The organism is Vannielia litorea, assembly GCF_018424695.1.
GTDB lineage: Bacteria > Pseudomonadota > Alphaproteobacteria > Rhodobacterales > Rhodobacteraceae > Vannielia > Vannielia litorea_A.
In genome coordinates this window covers 25,568-44,530 of the sequence record NZ_QTNQ01000021.1, presented here as the reverse complement: position 1 = coordinate 44,530, position 18,963 = coordinate 25,568, and the positions used below count along the sequence as shown (strand labels likewise).

Annotated in this window: 18 protein-coding genes; 4 read left to right on the top strand and 14 right to left on the bottom strand. The window is 66.9% G+C overall.

The window, feature by feature from the left end; genetic code table 11:
• Positions 1-3 precede the first annotated feature (3 nt).
• The 11 genes from DYI42_RS09670 to DYI42_RS09620 form a co-directional block, all read right to left on the bottom strand.
• Positions 4-4,272 (bottom strand): RHS repeat-associated core domain-containing protein, encoded by a 4,269-nt coding sequence (locus DYI42_RS09670; RefSeq protein WP_213545727.1) that lies wholly within the window; start codon positions 4,270-4,272, stop codon positions 4-6.
• 40 nt (positions 4,273-4,312) lie between these two features.
• On the bottom strand, positions 4,313-4,750 hold the full coding sequence (locus DYI42_RS09665; protein ID WP_213545726.1) for a DcrB-related protein: 438 nt from the start codon (positions 4,748-4,750) through the stop codon (positions 4,313-4,315).
• 150 nt (positions 4,751-4,900) lie between these two features.
• Positions 4,901-5,320 (bottom strand): acyl-CoA thioesterase, encoded by a 420-nt coding sequence (locus tag DYI42_RS09660; RefSeq protein ID WP_244867782.1) that lies wholly within the window; start codon positions 5,318-5,320, stop codon positions 4,901-4,903.
• Positions 5,317-6,039: an alpha/beta fold hydrolase gene (locus tag DYI42_RS09655; protein ID WP_213545725.1), complete on the bottom strand. Its 723-nt coding sequence runs from the start codon at positions 6,037-6,039 to the stop codon at positions 5,317-5,319. The genes DYI42_RS09660 and DYI42_RS09655 overlap by 4 nt, the downstream gene beginning before the upstream one ends.
• A gap of 15 nt (positions 6,040-6,054) precedes the next feature.
• Positions 6,055-7,239, bottom strand: coding sequence for a benzoyl-CoA 2,3-epoxidase subunit BoxA (boxA, locus tag DYI42_RS09650; RefSeq protein WP_213545724.1), 1,185 nt, complete (start codon positions 7,237-7,239; stop codon positions 6,055-6,057).
• Positions 7,236-7,388, bottom strand: a complete 153-nt coding sequence (locus DYI42_RS09645) for a hypothetical protein (protein ID WP_213545723.1) — start codon at positions 7,386-7,388, stop codon at positions 7,236-7,238. Before DYI42_RS09645 ends, boxA begins: the two co-directional genes overlap by 4 nt.
• Positions 7,389-7,440: 52 nt before the next feature.
• Positions 7,441-8,892: a benzoyl-CoA 2,3-epoxidase subunit BoxB gene (boxB, locus tag DYI42_RS09640; RefSeq protein WP_213545722.1), complete on the bottom strand. Its 1,452-nt coding sequence runs from the start codon at positions 8,890-8,892 to the stop codon at positions 7,441-7,443.
• Between the two features lie 54 nt (positions 8,893-8,946).
• On the bottom strand, positions 8,947-10,605 hold the full coding sequence (gene boxC / locus DYI42_RS09635) for a 2,3-epoxybenzoyl-CoA dihydrolase (protein ID WP_213545721.1): 1,659 nt from the start codon (positions 10,603-10,605) through the stop codon (positions 8,947-8,949).
• A 118-nt stretch (positions 10,606-10,723) separates the two neighbouring features.
• Positions 10,724-11,146 carry a DUF309 domain-containing protein gene (locus DYI42_RS09630; RefSeq protein ID WP_213545720.1) on the bottom strand — a complete coding sequence of 141 codons (423 nt, stop codon included), beginning with the start codon at positions 11,144-11,146 and terminating at the stop codon, positions 10,724-10,726.
• The gene (locus DYI42_RS09625; protein ID WP_244867781.1) at positions 11,143-11,952 is read right to left on the bottom strand and encodes an alpha/beta fold hydrolase; all 810 of its coding nucleotides are present in this window, start codon (positions 11,950-11,952) and stop codon (positions 11,143-11,145) included. The genes DYI42_RS09630 and DYI42_RS09625 overlap by 4 nt, the downstream gene beginning before the upstream one ends.
• On the bottom strand, positions 11,949-13,487 hold the full coding sequence (locus DYI42_RS09620; protein WP_213545719.1) for a benzoate-CoA ligase family protein: 1,539 nt from the start codon (positions 13,485-13,487) through the stop codon (positions 11,949-11,951). The genes DYI42_RS09625 and DYI42_RS09620 overlap by 4 nt, the downstream gene beginning before the upstream one ends.
• A 154-nt stretch (positions 13,488-13,641) precedes the next feature.
• Here DYI42_RS09620 and DYI42_RS09615 point away from each other — a divergent pair, with 154 nt between their 5' ends.
• The 4 genes from DYI42_RS09615 to DYI42_RS09600 are packed head-to-tail and all read left to right on the top strand — an operon-like array spanning position 13,642 to position 16,397.
• Positions 13,642-14,358, top strand: a complete 717-nt coding sequence (locus tag DYI42_RS09615; RefSeq protein ID WP_213545718.1) for a 5-oxoprolinase subunit B family protein — start codon at positions 13,642-13,644, stop codon at positions 14,356-14,358.
• Positions 14,355-15,371, top strand: coding sequence for a biotin-dependent carboxyltransferase family protein (locus tag DYI42_RS09610; protein WP_342344635.1), 1,017 nt, complete (start codon positions 14,355-14,357; stop codon positions 15,369-15,371). The genes DYI42_RS09615 and DYI42_RS09610 overlap by 4 nt, the downstream gene beginning before the upstream one ends.
• A complete protein-coding gene (locus DYI42_RS09605; RefSeq protein ID WP_213545717.1) occupies positions 15,368-16,126 on the top strand; it encodes a LamB/YcsF family protein in 759 nt (252 codons plus the stop codon). The genes DYI42_RS09610 and DYI42_RS09605 overlap by 4 nt, the downstream gene beginning before the upstream one ends.
• Positions 16,127-16,160: 34 nt before the next feature.
• Entirely contained in the window at positions 16,161-16,397 is a 237-nt protein-coding gene (locus DYI42_RS09600) for an Lrp/AsnC ligand binding domain-containing protein (RefSeq protein ID WP_213545716.1), read from the top strand.
• A 124-nt stretch (positions 16,398-16,521) separates the two neighbouring features.
• Here DYI42_RS09600 and DYI42_RS09595 read toward each other — a convergent pair whose 3' ends face one another.
• The 3 genes from DYI42_RS09595 to DYI42_RS09585 are packed head-to-tail and all read right to left on the bottom strand — an operon-like array spanning position 16,522 to position 18,922.
• Entirely contained in the window at positions 16,522-17,223 is a 702-nt protein-coding gene (locus DYI42_RS09595; RefSeq protein WP_213545715.1) for an ABC transporter ATP-binding protein, read from the bottom strand.
• On the bottom strand, positions 17,223-17,966 hold the full coding sequence (locus DYI42_RS09590; protein WP_213545714.1) for an ABC transporter ATP-binding protein: 744 nt from the start codon (positions 17,964-17,966) through the stop codon (positions 17,223-17,225). The genes DYI42_RS09595 and DYI42_RS09590 overlap by 1 nt, the downstream gene beginning before the upstream one ends.
• Positions 17,963-18,922, bottom strand: coding sequence for a branched-chain amino acid ABC transporter permease (locus DYI42_RS09585; protein ID WP_213545713.1), 960 nt, complete (start codon positions 18,920-18,922; stop codon positions 17,963-17,965). The genes DYI42_RS09590 and DYI42_RS09585 overlap by 4 nt, the downstream gene beginning before the upstream one ends.
• Positions 18,923-18,963 lie beyond the last annotated feature (41 nt).

Genomic DNA, 18,963 nt, shown 5'->3' with positions numbered 1-18,963 from the left:
TCCTCATCCGCAGCCGCCGTAGCCGGCTGTGCGCTGCCTCTCGTGTTCCTGAAACGCCCGGGCGCGGGCGTCTGTTCTGTCTTCGGCGTAGGACCAGACCCGGTTGGGATCGCCGGCGCGGTAGGGCTGGCCGATGCGGCTGGTGTCGCGGGTGCCGTAGTGCCTGATATCGGCCTGTTCGTAACCACGGGCCTGCGCGTATGTCAAATTCCGCTCGACCACGTTCAACTGGTAGCCCCGGCCCAACCGCCCGGTGCCGGTGTGGCCCGAGCGGCGGACAGCCGGATCGTTGGTGATGCCGACGTAGACGACCTCCCCCGCGCGGTTGGTGATGTGGTAGAGCGAGTAGCCCCCCTGGTTGAGCGGGGTGAGGCCGAAGAAGTCGATGAAATTGGCCGGGTTGGGCGGGTAGCCATAGAGGTTTTCGCCGCCCAGCAGGCCGATCGGGTCTGGCTGGGTATAGCGGCCAAGCTCGGGGTGCAGGTAGCGGTTGCGGTTGTAGTGAAGGCCCGTCTCGGCGTCGTGATACTGGCCCGGCGCGCGGAGCGGCTGCACGAGGCCGCCCGGCTCCATCACCTGCGCGCGCCCGAAGGCGCGGTACTGGGCCGACCAGACCATCGCCCCCGAGGCATCGAAAAGCGCCTGCGGCGTACCGAGGTGGTCGGTGTCGTAGAGGTAGGGTTTGCCATGTTCGACGAGGAAGAGAGGCACCCACTGGCCCGGGCGGTAGATGTAGAGCCGCTCGCAGGGCGCGGCATCGGGTCCGGTGCTTTCACCGATCAGGTCATCGCCCGCCCAGTAGAACCGGGTGACGGTTTCGCGGCCCTCCAGATCGGCCCGGTCATTGGCCGCATCCTGCCGGGTGCGCACTGTTTTGGAGATGCGGCGGTTGAAGGCATCGTAGGTGTAGCGGGCGGTGAGCTCGCTGTCCCATGTGGTAACGCGGGCCTCCGAGAGCATGCCCGCGCCGTCATAAGCATAGGTCCGGCGGGTGTTCTGCCGCGCGCCCGACCAGTCTTCCACCATGTTGCCCTGCGGGTCGTAGCTGAAGTGGTGGTCGCCCATCACCCGCACCTGTCCGGCGGACTGGCGCAGGGCCACGGTGGCGGCGGGGCTTTCGGGCGTGGTGGCCGCCACGAGGTGGTCGGCCTGGTCGAAAATGAAGCGCTCCGGCGCCCAGCCTGTTGTGGAGGTCAGCCGCAGGGCGCTGTCATAGCCATAGGTGCGGGTGCCGAAGCGGCTGTCTGTCATCTCGGCGAGGGTGCCGCCCGCCGACCACGTGTAGTCACGCCGCAGAAGCTGGCGGAAACTGCCCGAGCCGGTGTGGCGCAGCACCTCCTGCGCGGCCAGTCGGCCGGATGCATCATGGCTGTGGCGCAGGTGCAGCGGCCCGGCGACAAGCCCGGTGAGACGGCCCTGCGGATCATGGGAGAAGCTGGCGAGTTCGCGCCCGTCGAGCGAGAGCGCGGCGGGGGTGTTGTCGGCGGTGATCTCATAGGTGATCTCGCGGCCATCGGGCAGGCCCAGCGCGGTGAGCCGCCCGCGGGCGTCGTAGCGCCGGGTGGTGGCCTCGCCGTTGATCGCCTCTTCCACCACACGCCCGGCGGCATCGTAAGAGAAGGCCACCACCGCCCCGGGCGCGACGGCCTTGGCGACCTGACCATTCTTCGCCCAGGAGAAGCGATGCCGTGTGCCATCGGCAAGGCGGCGCTCCAGCGGGCGACCCCAGGGATCACAGCTTTGCTCGGTGCGACGGCCTGCCTCTGTCCAGGCAACCAGCGCGCCGGTGTCGGTGTATTCCAGCACCGTCTCACGGCCGTCGAAGGCGACCTTGCGCAGGAGTTGCCCGGCCGGGTCATACTCCATCACGAAGTGCTCGCCCTCGGGGTTGGTCACCCGCAGCGGCAGGAACTCAGCGTCGTAGGTATAGGTTGTGGTGGCCCCGGTCGGCTCGACCCGGCGGACCGGGTGCTTGATGCCGTCGAAGGCCCAGCGGGTTTCGGCCCCCTCGGCGGTGACGTGCTGCACCACATTGCCCTCGGCGTCATAGGCAAGCCGGGTTTGCCGCCCTTCGCCCTCGTCGATCAGCAAGGGGTTGCCCAGCAGGTCGCGGGTGATGGCCACGTCAGGCCCGCCCACGTGCCGCTCCCGCACCACGCGGCCCAGCCTGTCATGCTCGAAGACCCGCAGCATGGTGTCGGGGCCTTCCGCCACCAGCAGACCGCTGCCGGAGTAGCGCCCGCGCCAGACCGGGCCGATCTCATCGGTGACGGCCACCAGCAGGCCGCGCTCGTCGCGCAGGTAGCGGGTTTCGGTGCCGGTGGGGCCGGTTTCGGCCATGAGGTTGCCGCGCGCATCGTAGCTGAAGGTGGTGGTGCCCGACTGGCTTTCGGACACGCGCGCCATCAGCCCGAAGCGCGGGTCATCCGGGGGCACGTCGAGCGGCACCTGGGAAAAGCTGACGCCCTCGGCGGTAACGCCCTTCTGCAGCCGCCCGACCCCGTCGAAGGCGTTTTCGACAGCCGCGCCCGAGGGCTCCTCGCAGCGCAGCAGGTTGCCCGCCTTGTCGTAGCTCATCCGCCGCTCGCGACCCAGCGGGTCGATCTCAAGCGTGACGTGGCCTGCGCCATCGTGGAAATAGCGCGTCTCATGCCCCTCGGCATCGGCGACGATGGTGCACTTGTGGCCCTCGTCATAGGTGAAGGCGGCGTAGTTGAGCCGGTCCATCGCGCCCGAGGCGGAGCGGCCCCATGTGCGGGTGACTCGGGTGTGGCTTTCATCCCATTCGAAGGTGTAGTGCAGCCCGCCCTTGCGGGTTTCGCCCACCATCTGCCCGCCGAGGTAAGCGTAGCGCAGGGCGTTGCCCTCCGCGTCGGTGGCATGGGCAAGATTGCCTGCGCCATCGTAGCCGTACCGCATGAGCGCGATCCGCGCGCCCTCCGTTGTCGGGTGCGGGGCGTCGATCCGGGTCAGGCGGCCATGGTCGTCGTGGTGGAACTCCAGCACGTGGCCCGCCGAGCCTGTCATCCGGGCCAGCAGACCGAGCCTGTCGCGCTCGATGCGGATTCGGTTTTCGTTCCGGTCCGAGAAGCCCGACAGCAGGAAGCCACCCGGGGTGAAGGGATCGGGGGCGAAGTGCCGGGAGATGCCGTTGTAATCGCGGACCCAGAGGCGGCTGCCGTCGGTTTCCAGCAGCAGGCGTTCGATGGCGTTGGCCGAAGGTTTGCCCGGCTCGGGCACATGGAAGAGGGCGATGCGGCCATCTTCCATCCGAAGGGCAAAGGCATTGAGCGTGGGCACATGCAGAAGCCGCTGGCCCAGCACGTTGGCCCATTTCGCCCCGAGGTCGCCCGTGGCGCCGGTTTCGGTGGAGGAGGACACCCAGGCGCGGGTGAAGGCGAAAGGTATCGGGCCGGGAAGGGTGAAGTCGGTGGCCTCGGTGAAAAGCTCGCCGGTGGCCACATCCACCGGGTGGCCCCGTGTGATCCGCCCGCCGAGGCGCTGCCCGAAGAGGCCGCCTGCAAAGCCGCCGACGAACTCGCCGATGATCCGCCCGCGCTCGCCGCCGATCTGCTCGCCTATGGCGCCGCCCGCCTCGGCGCCGACATAGCCGAAGGCCAGCGCGCCGATGGTTTCACCGGCAAAGCCGATAAGCGCGCAGGTGCCGCCCGCGACGAAGGCCGCCGCTGCCCCCGCGCCGATGGCCACGATGGTGCCGCCGATGGCCATGACCTGTGCCGTGGTCGTCATCCACTCGGGAATCTCGGGCTGGATATCGAGCATCTGCACCGAGGCGCCGCCGTATTTCACGTTGGGCGAACCCTGCGAGATCTTGGCCGAGCAGACGGCGGTTTCATCCTGCCGCGCGGCGGGCATCATGTTGATGTGGACGCGTTCGGCCCCGGTGGCGATGGGTTTGGGCGGGCCGGGCGCATGCATGGAGCAGAGCACGCCGTCGAGCACCGAGCGGGCGGCGGGCCGGTTGTTGACCAGCACGTTCACCGCGCAGGGCGGCGCGATGGTGCCGCAGGGTGGCCCTGTGAACGTGGCCCCCAGCGCACCGCCGACAAGTGCCATGCCGCCGGTTGCCGCCACACCGGCCCCGACGGCGGCCACAACGGCCAGCGCCGCGCCGCCGGTGGCCACGGTGGCGGCGACGATGGCCACCCCGGCGATGGCCCCGAGGATGGCGCCGCCGAGGAACCCCGCAAGCGCGGAGGTATGGGTGATCTGGTCGAGCAGCCGTGCGGCGGGCTTCGAATCGTCTGACATGACTTGCGGCCCTCCGGGGGCCGGAGAAAGGAACGGTTACTTACTGGCCCGCGGTAATTGCGAGCGAGGCATACATCGGTTGAAAATGGGTGGCGTCGGCGTGGTCGAATTCCGCCTCGGCGGCGGTTCCGGCAAAGGAGGCGATCCGGGGGGCGTCGAGCGGCAGGAAAATCTGCCGCTGTTTCATCCGCCCCGCGGCGGTTTTCCAGGTGAACACGAGCTCCATCGCGAGGCGTCCGGAGAGGTTGGTTTCATCCTGCTTGATGAGGCGGAAGCCTTCGAGCGCCGAACTGAGGCTCAGCATCTGCCGGTTGCAATAGTCGAGGAAGCTTTCGTCAGGGCGCATCTCGTCGCGGGCGATGGCGACGTTGGGCGGAACCGAGGACGGGCTGCCCTGCGCAGACCAGACGAGCACCGAGCGATCGACCCAGCCATCGGGCACATCGACAGAGAAATCCGGGAGCTGGATTGCACTCATGGAAATGACTCGCGCTTAAATACAGCGGCTTAGAGGCCCTCAATACACTTAAGGTGGCAATTGCACAGCCGATGTCAACCACGCTCGGCGGAGATTTGCGCGGAACTCACGCGAAGCCGTGTCATGTACCGAAATAGGCGGCAAAGGGTCTCAGCGCGGGATTCGCGCCTCAACCAGCGCGCGAATGTCATCGGGCGGTGGTGTCTTGGTGAAACTCGGGCTGTCGACGAAGACGCAGGTGAACGCGCCCTCGAAACAGAGCGTGCCCGCCTGCCGCCCCTCGACGCGGAAGGTGATGGAGGTGGTGCCCAGCCGGGTGGGCCAGCAGGCGCAGTCAAGGATGTGGCGGGGCGTGACCGGCGCGCGAAAATCCATGCTCATCGAGACGAAAGGCGTGCCTGTGCCCCGGTCCATCTCCATGTGATACCAGCCCGCGACCTCGCCCAGCGCATCGGCCCACCAGCCGTTGATCGCCTCCAGCGCAAACCACGGCAGGCGTGCGGTGTAGGCGATGCGGGCCGGGTCGCAATCGCCCCAGCCGACTTGGATGTGGTGGGTGTAGGGGGTCAATCCCGGCCCGCTTCCATGAATTTCTGAGCTAGCAGCGCGGGGTTGGTGAAGCAGACCTCGTGGGAGCCGGGCATCCAGACGTAGCGATAGAGGCCGAGCTTTTCGGACAGGCGCGGGTGCCACGGGAGCGAGGCGGGCAGGGCCACATCCTCCTGACAGTGGATATAGCTCTTGCCGACCTGCCATTCGGCCGGGTTGCTGCGCAGCGAGATCTTATCCTGAAAGGTCTTGTGCGGGTGCGGATTGAGCTTGTCGTAGGCGGCCTGCGCCTGCTCCAGCGTGGCATCGTTGATGAAGGCCTCGCGCCAGACCGGGAAGGGCAGCAGAACCGAGCCGTCTTCCGCCTCGAGTTGGTTGAAGAGGTCGACGTATTGGGGCGGGACGAGATCATCCAGCGCCTCACCGTCGTTCGGCACGAAGGCCGACCAGTAGACGAGGCGGCGCACGGAGCCTTCGGGCAGGCGGTCATAGGCGCCGGTGATGACCATGCCGCCGTAGGAATGGCCGATCAACACGGCATCGGTGATGGAATGCTCGGCGAAGTAGTCGGTGACGGAGGTAATGGCGTCATCCAGCCCTACCCCCTTGTTGCCCCCTGCCCCGTTGCCCGCGAGCGTGGGCAGGTGGACGGTGTGGCCGGCGGCGCGGATCGGCGCAGCGACCTCCTCGAACAGCGCACCCTCGTGCCATGCGCCGTGAACGATTACGAAAGTTGCCATGGGGTCCCCTCCTCCTCAGTAGGTCTCCACATGGTAGCGGCCTTCGGCGCGCATGGCATCCCGCGTCGTGACCCAGGGCAGGCCGATGCTTTCGGCGATATTGGCCAGCGCCTCGTCCACCCCGGCCTCCATGCCGCGCAGGCCGCAGACATAGATATGGGTGTTCGGGTCGGCCAGAAGCTCGGCCACCTCGTCTTCGTGGGCGCGCATCCTGTCTTGCACGTATTGCTTCTCTTCGCCCTCGACGCGCGAGAAGGCGAAGTGCTTTTTGAGCAGGCTGTCGGGCACCTTTTTGAGCGGGCCGAAGTAGGGCAGGCTGTCGGGCGTGCGGGCACCGAAGAAGAGCACCATGTCGCCCGCCGCGCCTGCCGACATGCGCTGGCGGCGCATTGTGAAGGCGCGGAAGGGGGCGGAGCCGGTGCCGGTGCAGATCATCAGCAGCCGGGCCGCCGGATCATCGGGCAGCAGGAAGGTGGCGCCGAAGGGGCCGGTAACCTGCACTTCGTCGCCCTTGGAGAGATCGCAGACGTAGTTGGAGCCGACGCCGTGGGGCTCGCGCTTGACGGTGAGCGAGACGTTGGCATAGCCGGGGCGCTCGCCGTCGCGGGGGCTGCTGACCGAGTAGAGGCGCGGCAGGTGGGGCTTGCCCTCGGCGTCGGTGCCGGGCGGGATGATGCCGATGGATTGGCCTTCGAGCACCGGGAAGGGGGCGCCAGCCATGTCGAGGATGATGTGGCGCACGTCGCTGTCGGAGCCCTCGGCGGTGAGGCGGTAGTTGCCCTGCACGCGGGCGGTGACCGGCTTGCCGATGGTGTGCAGGTTGATCGAGGGCTTGGAGGCGGAGGCGGGGGCGACAGATTTGCCCCCTGCCCCGGCGTGGGCCTCGGCCAGAAGCGCGGCCATGGCCTCGTCGAGCGCCTCGGTGCTGTCGTCGCCGCCGGAGATCTCGGCCTGCTCGGGCAGCTCCGTCCACTCGAACTGCTCGTCGAGGGAATAGGGCGTTTCGACCACCCGCCACTCGTCGATCGAGCCGGTGGGGCAGACCGGGATGCAATCCATGCAGAAGTTGCATTTGTCGGCATCGACGACGACGTTCATGTCGTCGTGGGTGATGGCCTGGATCGGGCAGGTCATCTCGCAGGTGTAGCAGCGGATGCAGATCTCGGGGTCGATGAGGTGCTGCTTGAGGGGCTTGTTCATGCCGCCCTGCCCTTCGGCTTCAGCACCATCTCGGGCACGGCCAGGAGGTCGAGCACCTCGCGGCAGGCGCCGGTGCAGCCGGTGCAGCCGAGGCATTTGCCGGCGGTCAGCGCGCGCGGGCGGGGGCGGGATTGGCTTTGGGTCATCATGGCGGTTCCTCCCTGTGGGCGGGCGGCACGCGGGGCGCCGCCCGGGTTGGCCTCAGGCCATGTGCAGCTTCACATATTCGAAGTCGCCGGGCTTGTTGTCGATCCCCACTTTCGGCGCGGCGATCCAGCTGGCGTATTTGCCGGGCTCGTAGCAGGGCTTCATCAGCGACTGGATGAAGTCGCCATCGGCCTTGGTGGGCAGCCACTCGTCCTTGCGGGCGTCGTACTCGGCCTGGCTGAGCGGGTTGCCCTCCGGGTCGAAGCGGGCGGCGGAGAAGACGCCGATCTGGCGGTGGAAGCTCTCGTGCGGGAGGGTCAGCTCGAACTCGATGCCCATCTTCTCGATGGCCTTGTTCCAGCGGCCCACACCACCCGAGGCGTCGCGCACGTAATCGTCGCGCAGGCGCATGTTGATCGCGGTCAGCGCGGGCACTTCCTGCTGCACAACCTTGCCGTCGACGAGGTTCCAGACCTTGTAGGTATCGCCGCGAAGCTGGTGATCGTCGTCGATCCGGTGCTCCATGTAACGGCCCTTGATGCCCGCGTTGAAGGCGTTTGCGGCATTGGTCGAGACCTCCTGCCCGAAGAGATCGAGCGAGAGGGTGTAGTGCAGGTTCAGCTTTTTCTGGATCGTCGGCAGGTCGATCACGCCAAGGTCGCGGATCTTGTTGATGTCGTAGGGGTCGGTGATGCCGGCCTTCTTCATCGCCTCGCAGGTGGCCTGCACCACGCGGCCCACGCCGGTTTCGCCCACGAACATGTGGTGCGCCTCTTCGGTGAGCATGAAGCGGCAGGTGCGGGAGAGCGGGTCGAAGCCGGACTGGGCGAGGGACTCCAGCTGCATCTTGCCGTCACGGTCTGTGAAGTAGGTGAACATGAAGAAGGAGAGCCAGTCGGGCGTTTCCTCGTTGAAGGCGCCGAGCATCCGGGGGGCCTCTTCGGAGCCGGAAGAGCGGCGGAGCAGGTCATCTGCCTCCTCGCGGCCGTCTTTGCCGAAGTACTTGAACAGCAGGTAGACCATCGCCCAGAGGTGGCGGCCCTCCTCCACGTTGACCTGGAAGAGGTTGCGCAGGTCGTAGAGCGAGGGAGCGGTGAGCCCCAGGAAGCGCTGTTGCTCCACGCTGCCCGGCTCGGTGTCGCCCTGGATGACGATCAGGCGCTTGAGCATGTTCCGGTATTCGCCCGGCACCTCCTGCCATGCAGGCTGTCCGGCGTGCTCGCCGCAGGGGATCTTGCGCTCGTCGCCCTGCGGGGCCAGCAGAACGCCCCAGCGGTATTCTGGCATCTTCACATAGTCGAACTTGGCCCAGCCCTTCGGGTCAACCGAAACGGCGGTGCGCAGGTAAACGAGGCTTTCCTGAAAGTTCTGCGGGATCAGGTCGTTCCACCAGTTGATGTAGCCGGGGTGCCACTTTTCCAGCGCCTTCAGCACGCGCTTGTCTTCCGACAGGCCGACGTTGTTGGGGATCTGGGTGTCGTAGGAGACGTTGATCAGGTCGAGCATTTTTTCCTCCTCGGGGTGGTGGGCAGACTGCCCACCCTGCGGGGTTGGTGCGGGTCAGACGCGTTGCATGTTGTAGTCGCCACGGATACCGGTGCCGTAGCGTTGCAGGGCACCCTCGGGGCCGACGGCGTTGGGGCGCTGGAAGATCCAGTTTTGCCAGGCGGTGAGGCGGCCGAAGATGCGGGTTTCCATCGTTTCGGGGCCAGCGAAGCGCAGGTTCGCTTCCATCCCGGTCATCGCGTCGGGGGAGAAGCTGGCGCGCTCTTCCATGAAGATGCGGATCTCGTCTTCCCAGTCGATGTCATCGAGGATGTAGGTGACGAGGCCCAGCGCGTCGGCCTCCTCGGCCTCGATGGGCTCGCCGATGTGCTCGCGCAGTGCCTCCACCGCCTCGGGGGTGCCGAGGAAGCGGGTTTGCAGGCGGGTGAGGTCGTTGCCCATGGGGTATTGGCCGAAGTTGGTTTCGGCCAGCGTGATGGTGGCGAGCGGGCGATTGTCGCCCTCGAACTCGTCTTCCATCATGTAGGTCCTGTCGCAGGCCCAGAGGATCTCGGCCAGGACGCCGGCAAAGCAGGAGCCGTGCTCGACCAGGGCGACCAGGCTGCGGGAGGTCACGTCGATCCGCTTGAGGATGCGCTTCCAGTAGGCGAGGGTTTCGGAGGCGAGCCAGTTGTCCTTGTTGGCCAGCAGCACCGCCTCATGGGCCAGCAGCGCCTCGGGATCGCCCTGGGTGCGGAAGGTCCAGGTGCCTTGCTCCATTTCGTTGAGGCGCAGATGCAAAATGGCGTCATCCAACTCGCGGGCCAGCTTGAGAAGATAGCTCTGGTCGCCCTGCGCCACGAGGTCTTCGGGGCCGCTCGGGGCGGCGCCTTCGGGGCCCTTGATTGTGATGGTGGCCGAGCGTGCGGTGCGATCAAGCTCCACCTCGACATGGGTGTAGGTCACGGCGGTGTCGGTGATGCTGCGCTCGATCGGGCCGAGGCTGATGCCCTTCTCGGCGCGGCTGGGCATTTGGGCGGCGAATTCGGCGGCGCGTTCCGTCACCGTCTCGTCGAACTTGCTGTTCGGCACCACCTCATCCACCAGCCGCCAGTCCTTCGCCCGCTTGCCGCGCACGCCTTCTTCCATGGCGCAGAACACGTCGGCCAGATCGCGGCGGACCTTGCGCTTGTCGGTCACCCGGGTGAGTCCACCGGTGCCCGGGAGCACGGCGAGCAGCGGCACCTCGGGCAGTGCGACCGAAGAGCTGGAGTCATCCGTCAGCATGATGTGATTGCAGGCCAGCGCCAGCTCGTAGCCCCCCCCGGCGCAGGCGCCTTTCACAGCGGCGATCCAATTTTGCCCGGAGTCCGCCTCGGCGGCCTCGAAGGTGTTGCGGGTCTCGTTGGTGAACTTGCAGAAGTTGACCTTGTGGGCATGGGAGGCGCCGCCGAGCATGCGAATGTTGGCCCCGGCGCAGAACACCCGGTCCTTGCCGGACTGCATGATAACCACCTTCACCTCGGGATGCTCGAAGCGCATGCGCTGCACCACGTCGGCCAGCTCGATATCGACGCCCAGATCGTAGCTGTTGAGCTTGAGCTGGTAGCCCTCGAAGAGGCCGCCGTTCTCGTCGACATCCATGGTGACGCGGGCCACCTCGCCCTCGTAGGCGACTTTCCAGTGGCGATACTTCGACGGATCGGTGCGGAAATCTATCAGCTTGTCACTCATGGCGCGTGTCCTCCCTGTTGCGGTGTTCTAGCGGCTGACGCGCCGCACGTAAACGGGTTTTTGCAAGATATTTCACATCTTGCGGGATAATTCAGACCGCATGCGCTCCCTTTGTGCATTATATTGCACTTTTTTGCATCTGAACCGCCCCTTCCCGAATCGCCTCCAGCCGCAGGGTGAACCAGCCGGAGGGCCGGGCGGGGGGCGCGAAGGGGGCGGCTTCGACGATGAGACGAGCGGCGATGTCGCAGAGGCGCAGGGCGGCGGCGGGGCGGGCCATGCGGGCCTTCAGCCCGGCGTTGGCGAGCTGGATCAGGGCCTGCACGCCGGTTCGGGCCGGGCCATCAGGCAGCGCCATCCAGACCGGTTCGAGCACCTCGTGGGCTTCCCAGAAATAGCCCGCGTCGATCCAGTCGAGCCCGGTGCGCAGCGCCTCGGAAGCCAGCGGTTCGGGCTCGGCGGTGGCGCGGATGGCATCGAAGGCACCCTCTGGGTGGCGCTGGGTCCGGCCGGGGACGTAGGCATAGGCCGGAGCACTCACGCGGGCACCACCTCTTCGCGCTCGATCCGGACGAGGCGCGCGGCGAACTCGGCGACCGCGTCGAGAACGGCCTGGGGCTGATCGAGATGAGGGCTGTGGCGGCAGTCGGGCAGGATGGCGGTATCAACCGGCGCGTAGCTGCGTGTTTCGACCTCCGACACCTGCGCCAGCGTGCCATATTGGTCGTCTGCGCCCTGGATCACGAGGCTGGGCACGCGAAGGTAGTCGATCACCTCGCCGACATGCCAATCCTTGAACCCCGGCGCGAGCCAGGCGTCGTTCCAGCCGCGAAAACTGGCCTCCGGATCGGCGTGATACTTGGCCATGCGCGGCTTCAGCTCGGTGTCGAAGCTTTCGCGGGCGGCGGCGATGGCCGCCAGCCCGGCAGGCTCGGTGAAGAAGTGGGGCGCCATCAACACCAGCCCGCGCACGCGATGGTCGGCGTGGCGGCCGGCGTATTCGGCGGCGATGGTGGCACCGTCGGAATGACCCATGAGAATGTAGTGATCGGCGCCGATGGCATTGAGCACATCCGGCAGAGCCTCCATCGCCTCGCGTGTCATGTAATCGAGCGGGCGGGGCAGGTTGGCAGGGTCGGACTGGCCATAGCCCGCGCGGGAAAAGGCGAAGACGCGCAGGCCGGTGGCCGCGGCCAGCCGCTCGGGGAAGTCGCGCCAGAGGGCGAGGCAGCCGAGGCCCTCATGCAGCAGCACGATCACGGGCGCGGAGGCATCGCCACCCCAGCTCTGCCATTCAAGCGATTTTCCTGCCGCCGTCACGCGGCCCTTGCCGGGAAATTCCATCATGCGGGCTCTCCTTCGCGCAGCTTGAAGCGCTGGATCTTGCCGGTGGCGGTTTTCGGCAGCTCGTCCACCACCTCGATCCAGCGCGGGTATTTCCACATACCGATCTTCTCCTTCACCATGTCCTTCAGGTCTGCCGCGATGGAAGGGTCGGCCCCCTCCTTCAGCACGATATAGGCGGCGGGCTTGTCGAGGCCTTTCTCGTCCGCGCGGGCGACCACTGCCGCTTCCAGCACCGCCGGATGCGCGACCAGTGCCTGCTCTACCTCGAAGGGCGACACCCAGATGCCGGAGACCTTGAACATGTCGTCGGTGCGCCCGCAGTAGACATAGCGCCCATGGGCATCGCGCTCGTACTTGTCGCCGGTCCGCGTCCAGTGGCCCTGAAAGGTCGCCATGCTCTTGGCACGCCGGTTCCAGTAGCCCTCGGCGGCGGAGGGGCCGCGCACCAGAAGCTCGCCCACTTCGCCGTCGGCCACATCCTCGTCATGCTCATCCACCAGCCGCACCTCATAGCCCGGAACGGCGGTGCCGGAGGTGCCATAGACGCACTCTCCGGGGCGGTTGGAGAGGAAGATGTGCAGCATCTCGGTGGAGCCGACACCATCGACGATTTCGGCGTTCCAGAGCTTCTCCCAGCGCTCGCCGATCTCGCGCGGGAGAGCCTCGCCCGCGGAGGTGCAGAGGCGGATGGAGTGGGTGGGCGCGCCGCCGGCCTTTTCCTGCGCCGCCACCATGGCGGCAAACAGGGTCGGCACACCGCAGAACAGCGTGGGCTTTTCCTCGGCCAGGATGCCGGCACAGGCCTCGGGCGTGGGGCGGCCGGAGAAGATGACGGTGGTGGCGCCAACGGCCATGGGGAAGGACATGGCATTGCCGAGGCCGTAGGCGAAGAACATCTTTGCGGCGGAAAACACGGTATCTTCCTCGCTGATGCCCAGCACGCCCTTGCCGAAGGTGTCTGCGGTGGCCTTGAGGCTGGCATGGACGTGGCGCACCCCCTTGGGCGTGCCGGTGGAGCCGGAGGAATAAAGCCAGAAGGCCAGCTCATCCTCATGCGCCTCGACCGCCTCGCAGGGCTCGGCCCCTTCACAGAATTGCCGATAGGATTCAGTGCCTTCCGGTGCATCACCGATGACCAGGACAGCACGCAGGAAGCGGTTGCCTTCTATCGCGGGCTTCACGGTTTCCCACATCGCCTCGGAGACGACGAGGATGGAGGCGCGGCTGTCTTCGAGGATGGCCTCGTAGACCGCGGCGGCAAGCAGCGTGTTCAGCGGCACCGGGATGGCCCCGGCCTTGAGCGCGCCCCAGAACACCACCGGAAACTCGATCTGGTCGCGCACGATCATCGCCACCCGCTCCTCGCGGCGGACCCCGTGGCGGATGAGCGCTCCGGCGAATCTGGCCGTTTCTTCAGCCAGTTGGCCGTAGGTGAGTGTGCGTTTTGCCCCGTCGGCCTCGCGGAAGGCGGGCTTTTCGGCGCGGCCCTCCGTTACATGGCGATCGACGAAATAGAGGGCTGCGTTGCTGTTCATGGCGTCGTCCTCCCTGGCGCGACTCCGCAGAATCGCGCCTCCTCCCTGTATGTGCGTTATAGTGCACATCTCACCACACGGATCAAGCGCGCGATGCTGTTTGTGCAATTTTGTGCATATTGTCGCCGGGAGGTGCGCGGGAGAGAGTGGGGCCATGACGGATCGCGCGATCAGACCGGAGGTGCTGCCGCTGGGGCAGGCAGGCGTGCTGGTGCGCTTCGCGCGCAGCGTGAGCCCCGAGGCAAGCGCAGCGGTGGCCCGCTTTGCGGCGGAGGCCGAGGGGCTGGGCTGCGATGTGGCCCCTGCCCTCGCCTCGGTGTTGCTCCGCTTCGACCCGGCGCAGCGCGGGCGGGCCGAGGTGGTGGAGGCCGTTGAAGGCCTGCTGGACGCCCGGGAATGGAGCGCGCTGGCAGACCCACCGGCACAGCGGCTGTGGCGGGTGCCGGTGGCGCTGGACGGGCCACAACTGGCGGAGGCCGCCGAATTGGCCGGGCTTTCCGTGGAGTATACCAGAGCGGAGTTAACAGGCGGTGAAATCCGTGTGCGCGCGCTCGGCTTCGCGCCGGGAATGCCCTACCTTGGCTACCTTCCGGAGCACTGGAACATCCCGCGCCAGACCGAGCTGACGTCGAAGGTGCCGGCCGGTGCGCTGGTGGTGGCGGTGCGGCAGCTTGTGCTGTTCACCACCGAGAGCAAGACCGGTTGGCGGATGGTCGGCCGCAGCAGCTTCCGGCCCTTCGTAAAGGATGCAAAAGAGCCGTTTCTGCTGGCCCCGGGCGATGCGCTGAGGTTTGAAGAAGTCTCGGCGGCGGAGCTGGAAGCGCTGGAAGATCAGCCACTTGGCGGGGCGCGCTACGAGGTGCTGGCGTGACCCGGCTAACGCTGCACGAGGTGGCCCCGGGCGTGACGGTGCAGGACATGGGCCGCCCCGGATGGGGGGCCAAGGGGCTTGCGCGCGGCGGCGCGGCAGACCGGCTGGCCCTGTTGGAAGCTGCGGCGCTGTTGGGGCAGCGCGCGCCCTGCGCGGCGCTGGAGTTGGCGGGTGCCGGCGGGCGCTTTACCGTCGACGCGCCGACGCGCTTCTGCATCACCGGTGCGCGGATGAAGGCCACCGTGGAGGGCCGCCCGGTGGGGCACTGCGAGACGGTGCTGCTGGCCCCGGGAGAGGTGCTGCGGGTGGGCGGCGCGGAGGCCGGAAGCTACGGCTACCTGAGCTGTGCGGGCGGCGTGTTTGGCGACGAATGGCTTGGCTCCCGGTCGGCCCATCTGCTTGCGGGCATTGGCAAATTCCTGGAATCCGGGGCGGAGCTTGCTTTGGGCGACGACCCGGAGCCGGAGGCCCGCGCGCTGGTGCTGGAGCCGGTGGACAGGCTGGGAGGCGGGGTGCTGCGGGTGATGCCAGGGCCGCAGACAGAGCTGTTTTCCGACGCGGTGCGGGTGCGGTTCTTCGGCACGGAATTTCAGCGCGCGCCGCAGGCCAACCGGCAGGGGGTGAAGCTGGACTTCGAGGGCGCGCCTTTCGAGAGCGACACCGGCGGGCTGGCCTCGGATTTCATCGAGACCGGCGACATCCAGATGACCGGCGATGGGCGGCCCTATGTGCTGCTGGCCGAGAGCCAGACGGTGGGCGGATACCCTCGCATCGGCACGGTGATTGCCGCCGACTTGCCCCGGCTGGCCCAGGCTCAGGTGGGGGATGTGCTGCGATTCCAGAGCGTTACGCTGGAAGAGGCGGATGCGCTTTGGGAGGCGGAAGCGGATGTGCTGGCGCGGCTTCGCAAGGCTGTGGCCCCCCGCGTGCGCGACCCCCGCGACATCCCCGATCTGCTGCGCTATCAACTGGTGAGCGGCGCCATCAAGGGCGACGAGTTGGAGCGTGAATGAGCCGGACAATCGACCTGAACGCCGATATGGGCGAAAGCTTCGGCCCCTGGGTGATGGGGCAGGATTCCAAGATATTACAGGTGGTTACCTCTGCCAACGTGGCCTGCGGCTTCCATGCCGGCGACCCCGACGTGATGGCCGCAACGATGGCGGCAGCGGTGGGAAACGGCGTCGGCATTGGGGCGCATCCGGGGTTTGCCGACTTGCAGGGCTTCGGGCGGCGCCGGATTTCGCTTTCCGATCAGGAGCTTGGCAACCTCGTCGCCTATCAGCTCGGCGCCGCGATGGCGATGGCGGGCAAGGCCGGGGGCAAGGTACGGCACCTGAAGCTGCATGGCGCGCTGGCCAATATGGCGGCGGAAAATGAAGCGATGGCAAGGGTTTGCTATGAGGCGGCGCTGGCCGTTAACCCTGATCTGGTACTGATGGTCATCGCCCAGACCGCGCAGCAGCGGGCGGCGGAGGCGCTAAACGCCCGGTATGCCTGCGAAATCTTCGCCGACCGGGGCTATGAGGAGGACGCCACACTGGTGGACCGCAAGAAGCCCGGCGCGATGATCCATGACCCGGAAGACGCCGCCGCGCGGGTGCTTAAGATGATTGAAAGCCAGGCGATTTTTGCCAATAGCGGCAAGGAGATAGCGGCGAAGATCGACACCATCTGCCTGCATGGCGACGGGCCGGAGGCGCTGGCGATTGCGCGTGCCGTTCGGGCGCGACTGGAAGGCGCCGGATGGGCGCTTGCGCCGCTGTGATTTCGCGTTAGCCTGACCCGCAAGGAGACCCCAGATGAGCGCCATTTTCGTCCAGATCCGCTGCACCCCCGGCACCACATACGAGGTGGCCAAAGCCTTGGTATTGCAGGAAATTCACTCGGAGCTCTACTCGACCTCGGGGGAATGGGACTTGCTGATGAAGCTCTACCCGCCCGAGGGCGTGGACATCGGCCAGTTCATCAACGAGAACGTCTCCAGCGTGAAGGGCGTTGAGCGGACGCTCACCACGTTAACCTTCAAGGCCTTCTGAGCCGTTAACCCTCGGCAGCGAGGGGCCACAACCCATGCACAAGTGATGCACATCCCATACATACGTGGTTTCGTGGGCTAGGGTTAAGTTAAGGGATCGGGCGGGCGGCAGGACAAGTCGCGATCTACAGGCCGAGGAATCGCTCGCGCGCCGCTTCGTCCGCCTCCAGCTCCGCCGAGGTGCCCTGCCAGACGGTTTCGCCGCGCTGGATGACGTAGTGGCGGTCGGCCAGCTTCATCAGGTCGTGCAGGTTCTTGTCGACCACGAGGATGGAGAGGCCGGTGCTGCGGATTTCGGCGAGGGCTTGCCAGATCTTGGCGCGCACCAGCGGCGCCAGCCCCTCGGTGGCTTCATCGAGAATGAGCAGGCGCGGGTTGGTCATCAGCGCGCGGCCGATGGCCAGCATCTGCTGCTCGCCGCCCGAGAGCAGGTTTCCCATGGAGCCGGTGCGGCTTTCCAGCTCGGGGAAGAGGGCGTAGACGCGCTCTTCGGTCCAGGGGTCAGCCTGGCCAAGGTGGTTGGAGGCGGTGGCGACCAGGTTTTCACGCGCGGTCAGATTGGGGAAGATCTGGCGGCCTTCGGGCACCAGCCCGAGGCCGAGGTTGGCGATACGGTGCGAGGGCATGCCAGCGATTTCGCGGGTCTCCAGCCGCACCCTGCCGCCGGTGGGCTTGACCATGCCCATGATCGTGTGGATCGTCGTTGTCTTGCCCATGCCGTTGCGGCCCAGCAGGGTGACAACCTCGCCGGGCTTCACCTGGAGCGACACCCGGAAGAGCGCCTGGGATGGGCCGTAATGGGCCTGGAGGTTTTCGACCGTGAGCATCAGGCCTCCTCTCCGAGATAGGCCGCCTCAACCTCCTTGTTGGCGCGAATTTCGGCGGGCAGGCCGGTGGCGATGATGTGGCCGTAGACCAGCACCGAGATGCGGTCGGCCAGGGCGAAGACGGCATCCATATCATGCTCGATGAGAACGATGGTGTGCTTGCCCTTGAGGCCGCGCAGCAGCTCGACCATGCGGGCAGATTCCTCGGGCCCGAGGCCCGCCATGGGCTCGTCGAGCAGCATCAGCTCGGCCTCCGAGGCGAGCGCGATGGCGATCTCCATATGCCGGTGCTCGCCGTGCGAGAGCGCCGCCGTCACCATGCCCGCCTTCTCCGCGAGGCCGACGCGGGCGAGCAGCTCCATCGCGCGGGACTGAATGGCCTCCACCGAGGACGCCGCGCGGAAGAAGCGGAACGAGGAGCCCGCCCGCGCCTGCACCGCAAGCGCGATGTTTTCCAGCACCGTCATGTCGGCAATGAGCGAGGTGATCTGGAAGCTGCGGGTGATCCCGAGCCGCGCCCGCTTGTGCGGTGCCAGGCCGGTAATGTCGCGCCCCTTGAACAGCACCTGCCCGGCGTCGGGCATCTGGGTGCCGCAGAGCTGGGTGATGAGCGTGGTCTTGCCCGCACCGTTGGGGCCGATGATGGCGTGCAGCTCACCCTCCTCGACGGCAAGCGTGAGGTCATCGGTGGCGCGGATTCCGCCGAAGCTCTTCATCAGGTTGCGGGTTTCCAGAATGCTCATTTGCGCCCCCGGAAGAAGCCCATCAGCCCGCCGCGGGTAAAGAGCACCACGGCGATCAGCAGCAGGCCGAAGGGCAGGTGCCAGTAGATGGTGAAGTGGCTCAGCAGCTCTTCGAGGATGATGAAGGCCGCCGCCCCCAGCATCGGGCCGCCGGTGGTGCCGCCGCCGCCGAGGATGACCATGAACATCAGCTCGCCCGAGCGGGTCCAATCCATCATTTCCGGCGAGATGAAGGTGGTGAAGTTGCCCAGCAGCGCGCCCGCGTAGCCCGCCATGGCGCCGGAGATGACATAGGCGGTGAGGCGATAGGCGTAGGTGTTGAGGCCCATCATCTGCACCCGCTCGGCATTGCCCTTGGCCCCACGCAGTACCATGCCGAAGCGGCTCCGGGTAATCATCCGCACGATGAGCATGGCCGCCACGAGCGACACATAGGCCAGCCCGAAGAGCTGGATCGGGTCATCGAGGTTGAGCCCCGGCAGCTCGGAGCGCGTGTCGATCACCAGCCCGTCGTCGCCGCCGTATTCCTCGATCGAGACGATCGCGTAATAGACCATCTGGGCGAAGGCCATGGTGATCATGATGAAGTAGACGCCCCTGGTGCGCAGGCAGATCGCCCCGGTGACGAGGGCGAAGAGCGCGCAGGTGGCCATGGCCAGCGGGATCTGCACCAGGCCGGAGGTGGTCGCCAGCCCCAGATGCTCCAGCCCGCCGTAGAGCCAGTGATAGGCCGGGATGCCCACGGCATAGGCCCCGAGGCCGACATAGGCGGCATGGCCGAAGCTCACCAGCCCGCCGTAGCCGAGGATCAGGTTGAGCGAGGTGGCGGCGATGGCAAGGATCGTCAGCCGCGTGGCGAGATCGAGCCAGAAGGCATTGCCGGTGTAATAGAACACCGGGGGCAGCACGGCGAGCAGGGCCATGGCGACAAGGGTGGCGAGTGTGCGGGGGCTCATGTGCACCCCCCTGCTCCTCTCGGAGCTCCATAACTATCCCC